Consider the following 17,783-nt stretch of genomic DNA (forward strand, 5'->3'; position numbering starts at 1 on the left):
CGGTTTCCGTAGCCACGGGCGTGAACTTCTCGCGCCGAACCCGTCCGGCCGGCACACGAACCCGACCGTGCGGCGGTTCGTCCCGCTGTTCGGGGTCTCGAAGTCGGCGGCGGACCGGATCATCGATCGCCTCGGCCCGAGGCTCGCGCTCCGGCCGCGCAAGCGGTTCGCGAAGGGCGCGCAGCTCCTCGGTATCCGGCGCTCGTCCGGAGTGGCGATCCGAGGGGGCGGCCCCTCGCACGGCCGGGGCCGCCGCGAGGTCCCTGGAGCCGGCGGTGCGACGGTTGCGCGAGCTGGAGCCGGCGGTGCGACGGTTGCGCGAGGCCGGCCGGTGGCCGCCCGTGCGGGGGTTCGGTCCCGCAGAGCCGCCGTGCACTTCTCGCGGGTGCACGGATGATTCGGGACGCACGAGTGACCACCACTCGAGGACGCCGTCCTCGGGAGCATCCGAAGCAGCGGGAGTCATCGATGCGGGCGCGAGGGTTGTGTCCGAGGGGCACCTCGGACGCCGATGGAGAACACGTGCGGGTGACACCGTCCGATTGGGCCGTTCGACGTGCGGCACAGGCACGGACTAGGCGGTGAAGCCGCACGCTCCCCCGCGAGTGACCCGCCGATCAGCCCAGCCCACGATTCGCCTCCGCAAAAATCACTACGTATACCCATACCCTCATTCCACGTCTTCCGGGATGACTCGGATTTTCGGATCTTCAGGTCATTCCGCCATTCGATTGCAAGTGCGAGCGGACATCGAGGTCGTTCCGCTTCCCATTCCTGGAGAACACATGCGCGTTGCCGTGACCGGTGGCGGTGGTTTTCTTGGTTCACACCTGTGCGAGGCGCTTCTGCGGCGCGGCGACTCCGTGGTGTGCCTCGACAACTTCTCGACGGGCGACCCCGAAAACATCGCCCATCTCCTGGCCCACCCGGCCTTCGAATTCCAACACACCGACGTGAGCGTGTCCGTGGAGGTCGTCGGCCGGGTCGACGCCGTCGCCCACCTGGCCTCCCCGGCTTCCCCTCCCGACTATCTGCGCCACCCGCTGGAGACGCTCGCGGTCGGGAGCCGCGGCACCGAGAACGCCCTTCGCCTCGCCCTGCTCCACAGGGCGCGCTTCATCCTCGCGTCGACGAGCGAGGTCTACGGCGATCCGATGGTCCATCCGCAGGAGGAGACGTACTGGGGCAACGTCAACTCCATCGGCCCGCGCAGCGTCTACGACGAGGCGAAACGATACGCCGAGGCGGTGTCCGCCGCGTATCGCCGCACGCACGGTGTCGACGTCGGCATCGCCCGGATCTTCAACACCTACGGCCCCCGCATGCGCCCCCACGACGGTCGCGTGGTGTCCAGCTTCATCACCCAGGCACTGACCGGCGAACCGCTCACCATCTACGGCGACGGTTGTCAGACACGCAGCTTCTGCTACGTCGACGACTTGGTCCGCGGCCTGGTCGCGCTCCTCGACTCCTCCGAACTGGGGCCCTTCAACCTCGGGAACCCGGTCGAGCACACCGTCTCCGAACTCGCCCGCATCGTGAGGGAGATGACCGGTTCGACGTCCGAGGTGAAGCACCACCCGCTGCCGGTCGACGACCCGGCGCGCCGTCGCCCGGTCATCACCCGCGCCCGCGAGGCACTGGGCTGGGAGCCGGAGATCGACATCATCGAAGGTCTGCGTCGCACCGTCGCGTACTTCGCCGCCCACACGGATCGCCTCGCCGCCTCCGCCGCGTCGATCCGCGGCGGACAGGACGAGACGGTGCCGCTGGCCGCGTCGACGTCGGCATCCCTGACACCGCAGACGATCCCCGGCCCGACCGGCATCGGCACCGGCGTCGCGTCCTCCGCGCCCGGGGCCGCCGTCGCGGGTGGCTGATCCACGCGCCGCGGCGGTCCTGCCGCGGCCCGGAGTCCGTCGAGCCTGCTTCCTCGGGCCTCTCACCCTGTCGCACCGCCTGGAGAACCTGCTGCCATGACGTCCTTGGAGCAAGGTCCCGCCCACGGGACCGGCATCACCCAGGAACCCCCGCTCCCCTCGCCGGCTCCCGGCTCGCCGGCGGAGTGGGAGGCGCTGGGGGCGGAGATCCACGCCCTGTCGAACGGCATGGTGGCCTCCATCGGCCCGGACGGTCCCGTCCTGGCGCGCCCGGCACGCGGGCTCGCCACCCGCCCGTCCAGCTTCGTCCGGGCGTTCTCGCGCTCCCACCGCTTCCTGGTCGCCGTACTGTCCCTCGGCTGGGCGGCCTGCCTGGTGTGGTTCTGGGTGTGGTGGCTCGAGCCGTCCCATCGCGTCGGCTGGACCGGTCTGGTGGTGAACAGCGCACTGCTGCTCTACCTGGCCTACCTGCCGGTGCACTTCCTCGTCGCGCTGATCCGGATGCGGCGCTTCGATCCGGCGGTCGAGGTGCCGCGGCTGCGTACCGCGTTCGTCGTGACCCGCGCCCCGTCCGAGCACTGGGACATCGCCCGGACGACCTTGGAGGCGATGCTCGGCCAGGACTATCCGCACGCCTATGACGTGTGGCTGTGCGACGAGGACCCCACCGACGAGATCATCGACTGGTGCCTGGCCCACGGCGTCAACGTCTCCTGCCGCCGTGGCCGCGCGGACTACCACAGGGCCACCTGGCCGCGGCGGACCCGGTGCAAGGAGGGCAACCTCGCCTTCTTCTACGACCACTGGGGCTACGAACACTACGACGTCGTCGCCCAGCTCGACTGCGACCACGTGCCGCACCCGCGCTACCTCGCCGAGGTCGTCCGGCCCTTCGCCGACCCCGCCATCGGATACGTCGCCGCCCCGAGCGTCTGCGACGCCAACGCCGACCAGTCATGGGCGGCGCGCGGCCGCCTGCAGCGCGAGGCGCTCTTCCACGGCCCCGTACAGCTCGGCTACTCCGCCGGCCTCGCCCCGCTGTGCATCGGCTCCCACTACGCCGTCCGCACCGAGGCGCTGCGGGACATCGGTGGCCTCGGTCCCGAACTCGCCGAGGACTTCTCGACGTCGTTCCTGCTCAATTCGGCGGGCTGGCAGGGCGCGTTCGCGATCGACGCCGAGGCCCACGGGGACGGCCCGATCACCTTCGGCGCGATGATCACCCAGGAGTTCCAGTGGTCACGCAGCCTGGCGGTGATGTTCTTCGGGATGCTGCCGCGTCACCTGAGCCGGATGCCCGGAAAACTGCGGATCCGCTTCTCCTGCGCGCTGCTGTACTACCCGCTGCTCGCCCTGACCACGGTGATCGGCATCATGCTGCCGCCGATCGCGGCGGTCACCGGCGTTCCGTGGATCAACGTCAACTACTTCGAGTTCCTGGCCCGCTTCTGGACCATGTCCGTCTGGCTGATGCTGCTCACGCTGCTGTGCCGCCGGGCCGGGCTGCTGCGCCCGAAGGACTCGCCCGTGATCAGCTGGGAGATCTGGCTCTTCGGCCTGGCCCGCTGGCCGTACGTGGCCTGGGGCGTGGGGGCGGCACTCATGCAGAAGCTGCGGCCCCGCCCGGTCACCTTCAAGGTCACGCCGAAGAAGCGCGACGGCCTCGAACCGCTGCCGCTGCGCGCCGTGGCGCCGTACCTGGTGATCACGCTGTTCCTGTCCTGCACCGCCGTCGTCGGCCAGTTCACCGGCCCTGCCTTCGGCTACGTGTTCCTCTGCATCCTGGGCGCCCTCTCGTACGCGGCGGTGACCCTCGCGGTCTGCTCCCTGCACATCGGGGAGACGGCGCGCGCCGCCGGCGTCCCGCGGCACCGGGCCTTCCGCACCGCCGCCGTCCCGCTCGCCGCGGGGCTCCTCGCCCTGATCCCGCTGGCGCTCGCCGTCGGCGTCTTCCCCACCTACCTCGCCGGCTTCTACGCCTGGTGACGGCCCACCGCGACCGATCGAGAAACGAGGTTCCCGTGCCCCAGACCGTCCTGGTCACCGGCGGCGCCGGTTTCATCGGCAGCCACACCTGTGTCGAACTCCTCCGCGCCGGCCACGACGTCGTCGTGCTGGACGACCACTCCAACAGCTCGCCCGAGGTCCTCGAGCGGGTCGCGAAGATCGTGGGCCGCCCCATCGCGGCGGCCCACGTCGCGGACGTACGCGACCGGCGGGCCCTCGACACCGTCTTCACGAGCCACCCGATCGAGGCGGTGATCCACTTCGCCGCGAAGAAGGCCGTCGGCGAGTCGGTGCAGATCCCGCTCGCGTACTACGACATCAACGTCGGCGGCACGACGGCCCTGGTCTCGGCCATGCACGAGCACGGCGTGCACCGACTGGTGTTCTCGTCCTCCTGCTCGATCTACGGCGACGCGACGACCGTCCCGCTGACCGAGGAGTCGCCGGCGGCGCCGACCAACCCGTACGCCACCACCAAGTGGACCTGCGAGCAGATCCTCGCGGACGTCTGCCGGCACGTGCCCGAGCTGCGGGTACTCGCCCTGCGGTACTTCAACCCGGCCGGCGCCCACCCCACCGGACTCCTGGGCGAGGACCCGAGGGGCGTGCCGAACAACATCATGCCGTTCCTCACCCAGATCGCCGTGGGACGCCGCGACGAACTCAGCGTCTTCGGCGCCGACTTCCCCACCCCGGACGGCACCGGGATCCGCGACTACGTCCACGTGGTCGACGTCGCCGAGGGGCACCTCACCGCCCTGGACCACATCGACGACGAGCTCGGCATGCGGGTCTTCAACCTGGGGACCGGGCGCGGCGCGTCCGTCCTGGAGCTCGTGCGCACCTTCGAGGAGGTGTCGGGGCGGCCGATCCCGCACCGCGTCACCGAGCGACGTCCGGGCGACGTCGCCGAACTCGTCGCCGACTCCGCGAAGGCCGCCTCCGCCTGGAACTGGACCGCACAGCGCGACTTGGCCGCCATGTGCCGTGACGCCTGGACCTTCCAGCAGCAGAACCCGTACGGCTACGCGCCCTGACCCCTCGCGCAGCACACCCCGCCCCCGCGTTCAGACAGGAGAACACCGCATGCGGTTGACCGTCATCGGAACGGGCTATCTCGGAGCTGTGCACGCCGCGTGCATGGCGGACATCGGACACGACGTCCTCGGCGTCGACGTCGATGCCGAGAAGATCTCGGCCCTCACCGAAGGCCGGCCCCCTTTCTACGAGCCCGGCTTCGACGAAGTCCTCACCCGCGCCCTCGCCTCCGGACGTCTGCGCTTCGGCACCAGCCTGCGCGAAGCGGCGGTGCACGGCGAGGTCCACTTCATCTGCGTCGGCACCCCGCAGCAGGCCGGCTCCCGCGCGGCCGACCTGCGGTACGTCGAAGAGGTCGTCGACGGGCTCGTGCCGTACCTGCCGGCCTCGTGTCTGGTGGTCGGCAAGTCGACGGTGCCGGTGGGTACCACCGCGCGCCTGGCCGACCGCATCGCGCGACTCGTTCCGACGGGCGTACGGGCCGACATGGCGTGGAACCCCGAGTTCCTGCGCGAGGGCTTCGCGGTCGAGGACACCCTGCGGCCGGACCGGATCGTCGTCGGCACAGTCCGCAGGGAGTCGGACGAGACGCTGCGCCGACTGTACGCCCCGATGCTGGACGCGGGCGTTCCGTACATCAGCACCGATCCGAGCACGGCCGAGCTCGTGAAGGTCGCGGCCAACTCGTTCCTCGCCACCAAGATCTCCTTCATCAACGCGATGGCCGAGGTCTGCGACGCCGCGGGCGCGGACGTGGTCACCCTGGCCGACGCCCTCGGCCACGACACCCGGATCGGCCGGCGGTTCCTCAACGCCGGCCTCGGCTTCGGCGGCGGATGCCTGCCCAAGGACATCCGGGCGTTCACCGCCCGCGCCCAGGAGCTGGGCGTCGGTCCCGCGGTGGCCTTCCTGGACCAGGTCGACGCGATCAACGAACGGCAGCGGACGCGGACCGTCGAGCTCGCCCGTCGGCTGGCCGGGGGCGACCTGACCGACCGCCGCGTGACCGTCCTGGGCGCCACCTTCAAGCCGAACAGCGACGACGTGCGTGACTCGCCGGCGTTGGCGGTGGCGGCGGCGCTGCACCGGCAGGGCGCCGACGTTCGGGTGCACGACCCGGAGGGCACCGCGAACGCGCGCCGGATCCATCCGGAACTGCGTTGCGAAGAGGACCTCCTGACGGCCTGCCGGGGAGCGGAGCTCGTTCTGCACCTCACCGAGTGGGGGCAGTACCGCGAGCTGGATCCGGTGAAGCTGGCCCGGGTGGTCCGCAAGTCGGTCCTCGTCGACGCGCGCAACGCGCTGCCGCACGACGAGTGGCGGGCCGCCGGCTGGACCGTCAAGGGGCTCGGCCGTCCCGCGCCGGCGGACCGGCCGCCGGTCCTTCGGGCAGGAGAGGCCCTACGGGCCACGATCGCGTCGCCGGCCGTCGAGGCGGACCACCCCGGCCTTCTGTCCCCGGCGCTGCCGACCGGCAAGGTCTAGACCGCCAGTACGCCGACGTCGCCCCGCCCCTGGGCGGGGCGGCGTCGTGGCACGTCCGGTCGCCGAGGACGTCGCGCGAGAATGCGCCGGGGAGATCGAGGGGAGCCGACGGGCGCCTGCTCCCGGGGCATCGACCTCCGGCTCAACGGACGGTGTGCTCCTGCGCGGCACCGGGGCGCAGCTCACTCGGAAGCCGGTGTCCGAAGTAGTCGACGGGGCCCGCGTCGGTGCCCGACCCCTGCGGGCCCATGCTCACGGCCGCCTCCTCCTCGCAGCGCGGCACCAGGTTCTCGTCCCCGGCCGGGTCGGTGACGGGTACGGTCAGAGCTCGCAGACAGGGGTCGTCACCGGTACCGGTCGGCTCACCGTCGAGAAGCTCCTGGCCGGAGGCGGTGCGCCAGTCGGCGAGGTCGGTGAAGCGCCGGTTTCCCCAACTCAACGACCAGGGGCCCATGCTGTAGTAGACGTTGCCCCGCAACTGGTGCGTGCCGGGGAGGTACGGCGACTCGGCGTCGATCAGGGGACCACCGTCGGTGGCGAGGATGTTGTCGCGGACCTTCACACCACTCATGCCGTCGCGCAGCCGCAGAGCCGGAGGCTGGATTCCCGCCGCCTTCGCGGAGGCGAGGCCCCTCGTCCGCATCACGACCGTGTTGTTGTAGATGTCCACGTTCTTCATTCGGGTGCCGTAGGCGACGATGCCGCCGTACGCGGGAAGCTTCCGCGCGTCGTCCCAGCTCATGTTGAAACGGACGACGTTGTCTCGGTGGGCGCCGGTCGGCTGTCCGGAGTAGACGAGGAATCCCGGACCGTCGTTGCCGTAGGCGAGGTTGTACTGCATGATCGAATGGGACACGTTGTTGTCCAGGCCGAAACCGCCGCCGTCCACCCGGGATCCGGTCCGGTTTCGGTAGGAGCGGTTGTTCTCCAGGACCACACCCGTGGAGTCGTACACCCAGATGCCCTCGGGACCTTCCACGGCGTCCGCCGCGGAGCGCGCACCGTTGTCGTGGGCCACCGACAACCTCACCTTCGCGTCCCGAACGCTGCCGAGGGCGATGCCGCTTCCGGTGTTGCGGCTGTCGCTGCTCGGGGCGCCGCTGTTGGAGGACGCCGTGACCCTCTCGATCCGCAGCCCGGAGTGGGCGTAGACGGGGTTGTCCGCGTCGAACTCCGGTCCGTAGAAGACGAGCCCTGCCTCCAGGTTGTGGTGGACCGAGACGTCGCTGATGCGCACGTCGCTGTAGCCCGCCGCGGCGCCGTCGTCCGTGCCTACGCTGATCCCGTTCTGGAAGCCCCGCGCCTCCACGTTCGTGATCCTGACGTGGGCGAGCCTCTGCTTGCCGGGGCGGGTGGCACGGAAGGCGATCCCGACTCCTTCGCGCAGCGCCCCGCGGTCGCCGACCACCGCGATGTTCCTGATCTCCACGCCCGCGGTGTCGCGCACGGTGATGCCGGAGGTGCCTCGGGGCGCGATCGTGGCCCGGCCCGTCCCGTACGACTCGATCACCACCGGCCGCGCCGCGCTGCCCGCCTCGCCCTCCCCCAGGGTGACGGTGCCGCGGAACCGTTCGCCGCCCTTGAGTCGGAGCCTGTCACCGGGCCGGAAGTTCACGGTGTTCGCGTGGTCCAGGGTCCTCCAGGGCTTCTCCGGCGACATGCCGTCGTTCTCGTCGTCGCCGTCCGCACTCACATAGAAGGTGAACGGACCGCCGCTCGCCGGCCGGGCGGGCCGGTAGACCCCCGGCACGTCGCACCCCGTGAGCAGCAGGAGCACCAAGGCCGAGACTCCGACCGCGGCCCTCGTCGTCCGGCACCGTTTCACCGCGTTCACCCGCACTCCCTGAGGGACGTTCCAGCGCCATATCAGGCATGTGAAGCAGCAGACTGTCACAAAGGGGGCATGGGGAGCGTCGATGCACGTGCGGCCATCCGAGTCACGTGCGGGCTCGGCTTCGCCATGCCGGTCGGGGCGGCCGTGCACACGCCGTCGGCCACCCCGTCTCGGACGCGCCCAAGATCCGGCCCCTTCCCGGACCACACCACCGGACTCTCCCCCGGGGTCACCGTTCGATTGCCTCCCGCACCGACCGCGGCAGGGACGTCTCCCGGCGTTCCCCCACCTTGCGGTGCTTCAGCTTCGCCGGCCTCTGCGCGTTCGGGTGGATCCGCTCCCGCACCCGGTACACGTCCTGCGCCACGGCATGGTGGACGTTCACTGCCCGCGCTTCGCCGTTCCGCAGGCCGCACCCCGCCCTCACGACGACCTCGAGTGCCAGGTCCCCGTCGGCGACCGTCAGTGCTTTCGTCACGTAGGCGATCGACGGTACGGAGACCGTTCCCCGCACGCATTCGGGTTCCCGGACGCCCTTCACCGGATCGTCCGCCGTCGCCCCCTTGCCGTAGGCGTCCCGCAGGACGGTCTTCAGGGACCCGGAAGATGTTCACCTGGTCGCCCTGGTCGACCCCGTCGTTCTCCATCTCGTCCAGGGAGCGTTCGACCACCATCGGGGTGATCGAGTTCAGCTTCCGCGCTCCCGGGCGCGGGACGATGGTCAGCAAGCAGGAACACCATGCGGACGCGTGCTGACCGAATGCCGACTTTCCTGATGTGCCATCAAACGTGCGGGAGGCCACTCCACACACCGCCCTGCCGGGCTCCGACGTCGCTCTGGTACTCCAGTGGCAGATCCCGGTCTTGAGTCGTTGGTCCGCTTTGCGGCGGTGGGATCGTAGGGCTGCGGCAGACTCGTGCACCCTCACGAAGAGGTGGGCAGGTGGCAGCGGATCGCGGGGCGATGGATCTTGAGGTGTATGTGGAGCGGAGCCGGGACGGTCCGTGCTTCGTGTGTGCGTCCCCGGCCGGGAGTCCGGACTGTTCACATGCGACGGTTTTCGAAGATGCCGATCATGTGGCGTTCCTGGACAAGTGGCCCACGGTGTCGGGCAAGAACTGCCGAACCGTCGTCGAATGGGTGGGCGGGAAGACACCGGTCGGCGTGCAGCGCCCGTTCGGGCGGGCGAAGTGGGCTGTGGACCAGGCCCGCGACGACGTGCGCGACTACGCTGTCGAGCACCTGCGTGACGACGGGGCGGTCCTGGCATCGACGAGACCGGCGACGTGGAGAGGGCACCGGCAGTGTCGGCGTCCAGCGCACCGGAACCGCAGACAGGGTCGAGAACGCCCAGGTCTCCGTCCACCTGGTCCACGTCGGCCAGCGCGGGCACACCGCCGTGGTTCGGGAGCTGTGAATACCGCGCTCCTGGTTCGCCGGTCCCGCCCGACCGCTGCCACGCCGCGGGTCTGAACCAGGAGACGGCCTTCGCCACCAAGCCGGAACCGGCCGCCCGCGTGGTCGGCCGGCCCCTGGAGGCCGGCCGTCGCACTGCCTGGGTCGCGAGCGACGAAGTCCACGGCGGCAGCCCGATGCCGCGAACCGCGCTGGAGGAACGCGGCGCCGGCTACGTCCCGCAGCGGCCTGCTCGCACGAAGGCGCCACCGGGGCGGGAAGGTTCCGCGCTGACGCCCTCACCAGGAAGTTGCCGAGGCGAGCCTGGCCGGGGTTCTCCGCCGGGGCCGGAGCAAAGGGCCACCGCTCTACGACTGAGCCGTCATCGACCTCACCGGCCCCCGCCCCGGCAGCCGCGGGCCAGGGCCACACCCGGCCTGCTCGTCGCAGATCCCGGCCTCAAGGTGCCCGCCCTCGCCGACGCCCGACAGGCCTCCGTGACGGCGTTTCCCCGGCGCCGCGCCGCCGGGGAAGCCCGACAGGTCCTGGCTCCCGCAAGACGGACGCGGACGTCGGAACCCATGCGATCCGGGCGCTGTGACGCCACGCGTCAGGTTTCCGGATCCTCCCGGCTCATCGGGGGCTCGGCGGGTGTGAGGACGGGTGGGCCGAACAAGACGGCTCGGGCCACCTCGGGGGCGAACAGGGCGCTGACCGGGGCGGTCAGGGACAGGACGCGGCGGAACGCGTCGCCCACCAGGGGGTCGCCGGGGACGCGCTCCACGACCCGGCGCAGGTACCAGGCGCCGGGGCGGTCCAGGGCTCGTGGGGCGAGGGCGTTGCCGGTGGCACCCGGCATGGCCCTGTCCGAGCCGGCCGAGATGTCCCAGGCAGGCCGGGACGCCGTGAGGAGGGCGCGCTGCACCCGGCGTGTCGTGGGGGTCCGGCGTGCGTCGGCGAGCGCGTCGCGCAGGGCGACGGCGGTCATCGCGGCGATGGAGACGCCCTGGCCGTAGATGGGGTTGAACGTGCACAGCGCGTCGCCGGCGGCCAGGAAACCCGCGGGGCGGCGGCCGGGCAGGTCGTACCGTCGTCGTACGTTGGCGGTCCTGCGGAACCCGAACACCCGTGACCGCGGCTCGGCCTCGCGCATCCAGTCGTGCACGAGGGGGTGCGGCAGCTGCTTCGCGTACACCACGTACTCGTGCTCGTCCGTGGGCGGTTCGTCGCCGCGCAGGCCCGAGACGGTGACCAGATGGCTGCCGTCCTCCAGGGGCAGGACGAGTGCTCCGTGGACCTGGGTGGGGTCCGGGACGATGGAGAGGCCGAGCGTCCCGGCGTCCAGGGTGCCGGTGGTGTCGCGGTAGGTCCGTGAGGCGTAGGCGAGCCCGGTGTCGATGGTCTCCTCGTGCGGGGCGTCCGCGCCGATCGCGGTGAGCCACTGCGGGGCCTTCGTGCCGCGTCCGGAGGCGTCCACGACCAGGTCCGCCTCCAGGAGGCGTTCCTCCTCGCGGGCACCGTCGCCCCGTTCGCGCACCCGCACGCCCCGGACCCGCGAGGGGTCGCCGATCAGCCCCACGACCTCCGTCGACTCCAGCGTGGTGACGGTCGGGTCGGCGAGCACCCGCCGCCGTACCAGGTTCTCGATCTGCTGCCGCGAGCCGGTGAAGACGTGCGTCGACGCCTGGGTCCGCCGGCACCAACGGCCCGCGTGGTGCTGCACGATGTCGGCCGGCATCCCCACCCGGGGCGCTCCCGCCGCGCGCAGTTCGCCGGTGAAGCCGGGCAGCAGTGCGTCCAGGGCCCGTTGCCCGCCTTCGAGCAGGGCGTGCGGGTGGCGGCTCTGCGGAACTCCGGGGCGCAGGCCGGTCCCCTCCGGGTAGCGGTCGCGTTCGATCACCGTGACCCGGTCGGCGTGTGCGGCGAGGACATGGGCCGCGAGCAACCCGGCGATGCTGCCGCCCACGACGACCGCATGTCGTTCCGGCGAGCTGACCCGACCGTCCTTCGATTGCGCGGAGTTCACGTGCGTTCAGCCCCTTGGTTCGGAGTGATGTGCGAGGAGATGGCGGCCAGGACGGCTGGGGCCTGGTCGTTCAGGTAGAAGTGCCCGCCGGGAAAGACGCGGAGGGTGAACGGTCCCGTCGTGTGATCGGCCCATGACCTCGCCTCCTCGACCGTCGCCTTGGGGTCGGCGTCGCCGACGAGGGCGAGGACCGGGCACCGCAGTGGCGGGCCGGGCCGGTGACGGTAGGTCTCCACGGCCCGGTAGTCGCTACGCACGGCGGGCAGGATCATGCGGACGAGTTCCTCGTCGTCCAGCATCCGGGTCTCGGTGCCGCTGAGCCTTCTGAGTTCGGCCAGCAGGTGATCGTCGGTGGCCAGGTGCGTGCGCTCGTCGCGCTGCCGCGACGGGGCTCCCCTTCCGGAGGCGAAGAGGCCGAGCGGCGTCGTGCCGGCCGCTTCCAGCCTTCGTGCGACCTCGTAGGCCAGTGTGGCGCCCATGCTGTGACCGAAGAGGGCGACAGGCCGGTCGAGCCACGGCCCCAGCTCGTCGGTGACCAGGTCGGCGAGCGTCCCCATGTCGTCGACGCACGGTTCGGCGCGCCGGTCCTGCCGACCGGGGTACTGGATCGCCAGCACGTCCACGGACGGCGACAGTGCCCGCGAGACGGGGAAGTAGAAGGTGGCGGAGCCTCCCGCGTGCGGGAAGCACACCAGCCGGGCGGGGGCCTGGGGCGCCGGATGGTACCGGCGGACCCATGGGGCGGTATCGGTGGTCGCGTGGGTCACGTTGTTCGCTGTCCCTTCTCTGCTCTACGGCTGCCGTGGTGCGGGGGCGTGGCCCCCGGCCTCGCCGTCGAGGATGGCGAAGAGCTCCTCCGCCGTCGCCGAGGCCAGATCGTCGTCGCTCTTCTCCGGCGCGGCCCGGCCGAACATCTCCGTGTTCACGTACGCGGTGATGGCGGAAGCCGTCGGATGGTCGAAGGCCAGCGTCGGCGAGAGCCGCAGTCCCGTCACCGAGTTGAGCTGGTTGCGCAGGCTCACCGCGGCCAGCGAGTCGAACCCGAGGTCCCGGAAGGCCCGGTCCGGTTCGATGGCGTCCGGCGACGAGTGTCCCAGCGCGGCGGCGGCCTGCGCTCTCACCAGGTTCAGCAGTTCGCGGTGGCGTTCGCCATCGGGGAGGCCTGTCAGCCGCTGCCGCAGGGAGTCCGCCGCGACGGTGCCGTCCGCCGCGCGGCGCCGTGCCGGAGGCACGAGGGCACGCAGCAGCGCCGGGACTCCCCCGGCGCGGGCGCGCAGCGCGGCGGCGTCCACCCGCAGCGGTACGACGGCCGGGCGGCCGCTCGCCAGGGCCGCGTCGAACATCGCCAGCCCGTCGTCCGCCCCGAAGGCCGGCAGGCCCTGTGCCCTGGTCCACTGTTCGCTGTCCTCGCGCGCCTCGGTCAGGCCGGTGGTGACCCCCCACAGCCCGAAGGCCAGGGAGGTGGCCGGCAGCCCCAGGGACCGGCGGTGGGCGGCGAGGGCGTCGAGGAAGACGTTCGCCGCGGCGTAGTGCGCCTGTCCCGCGCCGAGCACCGTGCCGGCCGCCGAGGAGAACAGCGCGAAGAACGCCAGGGGCATCCCCGAGGTCAGCTCGTGCAGATGCCAGGCGGCGTCTGCCTTCGGCCGCAGTACGGCGTCGAGCCGCTCCGAGGTCAGGGCCTGCACCAGGCCACCGTCCGCCGTGCCCGCCGCGTGGACCACGCCGGTGAGCGGGTGGTCGTCGGGGACGGCGGCCAACAGACGTTCCAGGGCGGAGCGATCGGCCGCGTCGCACGCGACGATGTCCACCCGGGCCCCGAGTCCGGTGAGTTCGGCTCGCAGTCCGGCCGCGCCCGGCGCCTCCACGCCCCGGCGGCCGGCCAACAGCAGGTGCCCGACGCCGTGCCGGGTCACGAGGTGGCGCGCCACGAGCGCGCCCAGTCCACCGGTGCCGCCGGTGATCAGTACGGTCCCGTTCGGATCGGGCAGGGGTGGGCTCTCCTGCACTGCGGCGACGGCCGTCAGCCGTGGTACGAGCACCTGCCCGGACCGTACCGCGCACTCCGGCTCATGGCTGTCCGACACGGCCAGGGCTGCCAGGGCGGCGGCCACCGTCCGCGTCGGCTCCGCCTCGTCGTCCACGTCCAGCAGCAGGAACCGCCCGGGGTTCTCCGCCTGCGCGGCCCGTACGAGTCCCCACACCGGGGACTGACGGGGATCGACGGCCTCGCCCTCGGTCGTGGCGACGGCGTTGCGGGTCGCGACGGCCAGCTTCGCCGAGGCGAACCGCTCGTCGGCCAGCCACGTCCGCACCGCGTCCAGCACCCGGTTCAGGTGGTCCCGCACCCCGGACGGGACGTCACCGTACGGTGGGGCGCACTCCAGCACCACCACGTCCGGTACAGCGCCGTCGCCGGGAAGCGCGTCCCACTCGCCCACCCGGACGTCCGCCGCGCCGGTGGCCGGGACCGGTGTCCAGGCGAGGTGGAGCAGGCTCGTCTCCCGGACGTCCCGGACACCGGTGATCCGCTCCTGCGGAACCGTCCGCGCCACGACCGACTGCGCCGACAGCACCGGGCGCCCGGTCCGGTCGGCGACCGCCACGGTGACGCCGTCCGGTCCGGAGGGAGCGATGCGTGCCCGCAGCGCCGTCGCACCGCTCGCGTGGAGGGACACGCCGCGCCAGTGGAAGGGGAGTTGTGTGCCGCCGCCCCGAGGACCGGCGTCGAGCAGGTCCGCGTGCAGGGCCGCGTCCAGCAGGGCCGGGTGCAGGCCGAAGCGGTCGGCGTCGGTACGGGCCTGCTCCGGCAGGACGACCTCGGCGAACATCTCGGCGCCGCGGCGCCACGCGGCCCGCATCCCCTGGAAGACGGGGCCGTAGTCGTGGCCCTGGTCACGCAGGACGTCGTAGGCGTGCTCCAGCCCGACCGGATCGGCGCCGGGCGGCGGCCACGCGGTCAGGTCGTACGCCGGGGCGAGGTCGCCGGGGCCGAGGAAGCCGTCGGCGTGCAGGGTCCACGGCGCGGCGGCGTCCTGCGCGCGTGCGTGGACGCGCACCGGTCGTCGGCCGTCGCCGTCCGGACCGCCGACCGACACCTGGACGGCGACGCCGCGACCGGTCCTGAGGACCAGCGGTTCGAGGAGCGTCAGCTCCTCCACCGTGCGGCAGCCGGCCTGGTCGCCCGCCCGCAGGGCGAGTTCGAGCAGGGCCGTGCCGGGGAGCAGGAGCGCGCCGTGGACTCCGTGATGGGCCAGCCACGGCTGGACGTCCGGCGACAGTACGCCGGTGAGGACCCAGCCGTCGGAGTCCGGGAGCGGGACGGCGGCGCCGAGCAGAGGGTGCTGTGCGGCGCACAGACCGAGTCGGCGGGGGTCGCCGGAGCCCTCGGTGAAGTCCTGCCAGTAGCGGCGGCGTTGGAAGGCGTAGGTGGGCAGGTCGACGCGTTGTGCATCGCTGCCGTCGAAGGACGGCCGCCAGTCGACGGTGCCGCCGTGGACGGCGTACTCGGCGACGGAGGCGAGGAAGTCGCCGAATCCGCCGTGGCCCTTGCGCAGGGTCCCCAGGGCGACCGCTCCACCGGTGCGCCCGTCCGGCGCCTCGTAGCTCTCCAGCAGTCCGGGCAGCAGGACGGGATGGGGGCTGATCTCGATGAACGTCGTGTGGCCCGGGGTACGGAGGCTGCCGACGGCTTCCATGAACCGCACCGGGTGCCGGAGGTTGCGGTACCAGTAGTCGGCGTCCATCTCGCGGGTGTCCAGCGGGCCGCCGGTCACGGTGGAGTGGAGCGGGATGTCCGAGGAACGGGGAATGACGCCCGCGGCCCCGCACCGGATCATGTCCTCGGCCGGCTCCACCTGGGCGGAGTGGGAGGCGTAGTCGATGGGCACGGGCCGGGTGTGGACGCCCTCGGCCTCGCAGTGTGCCGCGAACGCGTCGAGGGCGGCCCTCTCCCCGGACACGACGGTGGACGCGGGGCCGTTGAGGGCGGCGACGCTCAACTGACCGTCCCACCGGGCCAGCACGGGCTCCAGCTGTTCCGCCGGTCGCGTGACCGAGAGCATGCCGCCCCGGCCCGCGACCGCGGCGGTGGCGCGGCTGCGCAGCAGTACCAGTCCGGCGGCGTCCGCCAGGGTCAGGGCGCCCGCGACGTGGGCCGCCGCGATCTCGCCCAGTGAGTGCCCGACCACCGCGTCCGGCCGCACGCCCATCGACTGCCAGAGCGCGGCCAGGCCGACCGCCACGGTGAACAGCATCGGCTGGACGACGTCGACGCGGTCGAACGCGGGCGCGCCGTCGGCCTGCCGCAGCACGTCGAGCGGTGACCAGTCGACGTACGGGGCGAACGCCTTGGCGCAGGCGTCCACGCGTTCGGCGAACACCGGTGAGGAGTCGAGCAGCCGGGCCGCCATCCCGGCCCACTGCGGTCCGTGGCCGGGGAAGACGAACACCGTCCTGCCGTCCGCCTCGGCACGCCCTCGTACCAGCCCGGGAGCGGGCTCGTCCCGGCTCAGGGCACGCAGCGCACGGAGGAACGCCTCGCGGTCCTCGGCGACCGTCGCGGCCCGGTGTTCGAACGCGGAGCGCCCGTTCACGAGGGAGAAGCAGACGTCCGCCATACGGAGCTCGGGCCGGGCTTCCAGATGGGCCAGCAGCTTTCGGGCCTGGCCGCGCAGGGCTGCGGGGTCCTTGGCGGTGAGCAGCAGCGGGAGGGGCCGATCCTGTTCCCTGCCCGGTCGCTGCGGGGCGGGGGCCTGTTCCGGGTGCTGCGGGGTCGAGATTTGTTCCGGGTGCTGCGGGGCGGGGGCCTGTTCGAGGATGACGTGGGCGTTGGTGCCGCTCACGCCGAAGGAGGAGATCCCGGCGCGGCGCGGGGCTCCGGTGTCCGGCCAGTCACGGGCCTGCCGCAGCAGTTCGACCGAGCCGGCGGTCCAGTCGACCTGGGGCGTCGGCTCGTCCACGTGCAGGGTCCTGGGCAGTCGGCCGTGTCGCATCGCCTGGACCGTCTTGATGATGCCGCCGACCCCGGCGGCGGCCTGGGTGTGGCCGATGTTCGACTTCAGCGACCCCAGCCACAGGGGGCGGCCGTGCCGTCGGCCCTGTCCGTACGTCGCCAGCAGCGCCTGTGCCTCGATGGGGTCGCCCAGCCGGGTGCCCGTGCCGTGGGCCTCGACGGCATCGATGTCCGCCGCGGTCAGGCCGGCGTTCCTCAGGGCGTCGCGGATGACGCTTTGCTGTGCCGGGCCGTTGGGGGTCGTCAGGCCGCTCGACGCGCCGTCCTGGTTGATCGCCGTGCCTCGGACGAGTGCGAGCACCGGGTGTCCGTTGCGTTCGGCGTCCGACAGCCGCTCCAGGAGCAGCAGGCCCGCGCCCTCGGCCCAGCCGGTGCCGTCCGCCGCCGCCGCGAACGACTTGCAGCGGCCGTCACCGGCGAGTCCCCGCTGGTGGCTGAACTGCAGGAAGGTGTCCGGTGTCGTCATCACGGTGACCCCACCGGCCAGCGCCATCGTCACCTCGCCGGAGCGCAGGGCCCGTACGGCCCAGTGCAGGGCGACGAGGGACGAGGAGCAGGCGGTGTCCACCGTGACGGCCGGGCCCCGCAGTCCCAGGGTGTAGGCCACGCGGCCGGTGACCAGGCTGCCGTCGCTCGTGCCGGCCCCGTAGTCGTGGTACATGACCCCGGCGAACACCCCGGTCCGCGTGCCCTTGGCCGACAGCGGGTCGATCCCGGCGCTCTCGAAGGCCTCCCAGGAGGTTTCGAGCAGCAGGCGCTGCTGGGGGTCCATGCCCAGGGCCTCGTGGGGGCTGATCCCGAAGAACGCGGCGTCGAAGTCCGCGACGGCGTCGAGGAAGCCGCCCTCGCGGGTGCTGGTCCGGCCCGGCTTGCCCGGCTCCGGGTCGTACAGACCCGCGAGGTCCCAGCCGCGGTCGGCCGGAAAGGGCGTGATGCCGTCCCCGCCCTCCTCCACCAGGCGCCACAGCTCCTCCGGGGTCGTCACGCCGCCCGGATACCGGCAGGCCATGCCGATGACGGCGACGGGCTCCGCGGTCGCGGCGGCGAGTCTGTCGTTGTGCTGCCGCAGACGCTCGTTCTCCGTCAGGGCGGCGCGCAGCGCGGCG

9 protein-coding genes and 3 pseudogenes are annotated in these 17,783 nt (G+C 72.3%); 7 read left to right on the top strand and 5 right to left on the bottom strand.

Annotated elements, in window-relative coordinates; translation table 11 throughout:
- Positions 1-55 precede the first annotated feature (55 nt).
- The 5 genes and pseudogenes from IE180_RS33025 to IE180_RS33045 form a co-directional block, all read left to right on the top strand.
- A pseudogene (locus IE180_RS33025) lies at positions 56-190 on the top strand (IS5/IS1182 family transposase); the annotation flags it as partial.
- A gap of 595 nt (positions 191-785) precedes the next feature.
- Positions 786-1,880, top strand: coding sequence for a UDP-glucuronic acid decarboxylase family protein (locus IE180_RS33030; RefSeq protein ID WP_190160626.1), 1,095 nt, complete (start codon positions 786-788; stop codon positions 1,878-1,880).
- A 96-nt stretch (positions 1,881-1,976) separates the two neighbouring features.
- Positions 1,977-3,866 carry a glycosyltransferase family 2 protein gene (locus IE180_RS33035; protein WP_190160627.1) on the top strand — a complete coding sequence of 630 codons (1,890 nt, stop codon included), beginning with the start codon at positions 1,977-1,979 and terminating at the stop codon, positions 3,864-3,866.
- Between the two features lie 35 nt (positions 3,867-3,901).
- Complete coding sequence (gene galE, locus IE180_RS33040; protein ID WP_190160628.1) at positions 3,902-4,924, top strand: UDP-glucose 4-epimerase GalE; 1,023 nt, start codon at positions 3,902-3,904, stop codon at positions 4,922-4,924.
- Positions 4,925-4,973: 49 nt separating this feature from the next.
- Positions 4,974-6,410 (top strand): UDP-glucose dehydrogenase family protein, encoded by a 1,437-nt coding sequence (locus tag IE180_RS33045; RefSeq protein WP_190160629.1) that lies wholly within the window; start codon positions 4,974-4,976, stop codon positions 6,408-6,410.
- A 142-nt stretch (positions 6,411-6,552) separates the two neighbouring features.
- Here IE180_RS33045 and IE180_RS33050 read toward each other — a convergent pair whose 3' ends face one another.
- Positions 6,553-8,187: a right-handed parallel beta-helix repeat-containing protein gene (locus IE180_RS33050; RefSeq protein ID WP_190160638.1), complete on the bottom strand. Its 1,635-nt coding sequence runs from the start codon at positions 8,185-8,187 to the stop codon at positions 6,553-6,555.
- A gap of 286 nt (positions 8,188-8,473) precedes the next feature.
- Positions 8,474-8,722 carry a hypothetical protein gene (locus tag IE180_RS33055; protein ID WP_190160630.1) on the bottom strand — a complete coding sequence of 83 codons (249 nt, stop codon included), beginning with the start codon at positions 8,720-8,722 and terminating at the stop codon, positions 8,474-8,476.
- A gap of 128 nt (positions 8,723-8,850) precedes the next feature.
- Between IE180_RS33055 and IE180_RS33060 the strand changes: the two genes are divergently transcribed.
- Entirely contained in the window at positions 8,851-9,000 is a 150-nt protein-coding gene (locus IE180_RS33060) for a hypothetical protein (RefSeq protein ID WP_190160631.1), read from the top strand.
- 358 nt (positions 9,001-9,358) lie between these two features.
- A pseudogene (locus tag IE180_RS36910) lies at positions 9,359-10,057 on the top strand (IS701 family transposase); the annotation flags it as partial.
- Positions 10,058-10,250: 193 nt separating this feature from the next.
- Here IE180_RS36910 and IE180_RS33065 read toward each other — a convergent pair.
- The 3 genes and pseudogenes from IE180_RS33065 to IE180_RS33075 all read right to left on the bottom strand — a co-directional run.
- Positions 10,251-11,666 carry an FAD-dependent oxidoreductase gene (locus IE180_RS33065; protein ID WP_373302850.1) on the bottom strand — a complete coding sequence of 472 codons (1,416 nt, stop codon included), beginning with the start codon at positions 11,664-11,666 and terminating at the stop codon, positions 10,251-10,253.
- Positions 11,663-12,433 carry a thioesterase II family protein gene (locus tag IE180_RS33070; protein ID WP_190160632.1) on the bottom strand — a complete coding sequence of 257 codons (771 nt, stop codon included), beginning with the start codon at positions 12,431-12,433 and terminating at the stop codon, positions 11,663-11,665. The genes IE180_RS33065 and IE180_RS33070 overlap by 4 nt, the downstream gene beginning before the upstream one ends.
- 24 nt (positions 12,434-12,457) lie before the next feature.
- A pseudogene (locus IE180_RS33075) lies at positions 12,458-17,776 on the bottom strand (type I polyketide synthase); the annotation flags it as partial.
- Positions 17,777-17,783 lie beyond the last annotated feature (7 nt).

It is taken from the genome of Streptomyces litmocidini, from assembly GCF_014649755.1.
GTDB lineage: Bacteria > Actinomycetota > Actinomycetes > Streptomycetales > Streptomycetaceae > Streptomyces > Streptomyces litmocidini.

Excerpts from the sequence above, each read along its gene's own strand:
- IE180_RS33030 (WP_190160626.1), top strand. The coding sequence starts at position 786 with ATGCGCGTTGCCGTGACCGGTGGCGGTGGTTTTCTTGGTTCACACCTG.
- IE180_RS33045 (WP_190160629.1), top strand. The coding sequence starts at position 4,974 with ATGCGGTTGACCGTCATCGGAACGGGCTATCTCGGAGCTGTGCACGCC.
- IE180_RS33060 (WP_190160631.1), top strand. The coding sequence starts at position 8,851 with ATGTTCACCTGGTCGCCCTGGTCGACCCCGTCGTTCTCCATCTCGTCC.
- IE180_RS33035 (WP_190160627.1), top strand. The coding sequence starts at position 1,977 with ATGACGTCCTTGGAGCAAGGTCCCGCCCACGGGACCGGCATCACCCAG.